Below are 543 nucleotides of genomic sequence, written 5' to 3'. Positions count from 1 at the left end.
TCCGGCTTGCCAATGACAGCCCGTTCGGGCTCGGCGCCTCTGTCTTCACCACCGATCTGGCCGAAGCCCACGAGGCGGCTGAACGGCTCGAAGCCGGAATGGTCTGGGTCAACAACCCGCTGATCGACAATGATGCCCTGCCCTTCGGCGGCTGGAAGGCCTCGGGCCTCGGCCGCGAGCTCGGACGCCAGGGGCTCGACGCCTTCCGCCGCTCCAAAATGGTGATCATCGACCACAAGCCTGCAATCCAGGAATGGTGGTATCCGTACCCCGACAGCTGGTTCCGCGAGACCGGTGGCCGCAAGCACGTCTGAGTGTTTCGAACCTCGCCAGCTCCGGATAGCCAGCTCGGTGGCTATCCTGGGATAGCCAGTCCATGGCCGGGAAAAAGCGATGCCGCCGGGCGAAACCCGGCGGCATCTTTCTTCGATTGGCTACTGCCGTTTCAACGGCAAGTCGTTACGGCGTCGTTTCTGCTTCCATCGCGGCGGCCGTCTGGTCGATCTTGTCGGCAAGGACGCCCTGAGCCCAGGACGTGACCGC

1 protein-coding gene is annotated in these 543 nt (G+C 64.1%); it reads left to right on the top strand.

Annotation, left to right across the window (positions count from 1 at the left end; genetic code table 11):
- Window positions 1–314: aldehyde dehydrogenase family protein (locus EN893_RS37170; protein WP_128362316.1), on the top strand; the 314-nt coding region annotated here is incomplete at its 5' end.
- Between the last annotated feature and the right edge of the window lie 229 nt (window positions 315–543).

The sequence above is a fragment of the Mesorhizobium sp. M7A.F.Ca.CA.004.04.2.1 genome (genome assembly GCF_004022825.1).
Classification (GTDB): Bacteria; Pseudomonadota; Alphaproteobacteria; order Rhizobiales; family Rhizobiaceae; genus Mesorhizobium.
Note: the sequence above shows the minus strand (reverse complement) of the source record. Positions and strands in the feature narration are given on the sequence as shown.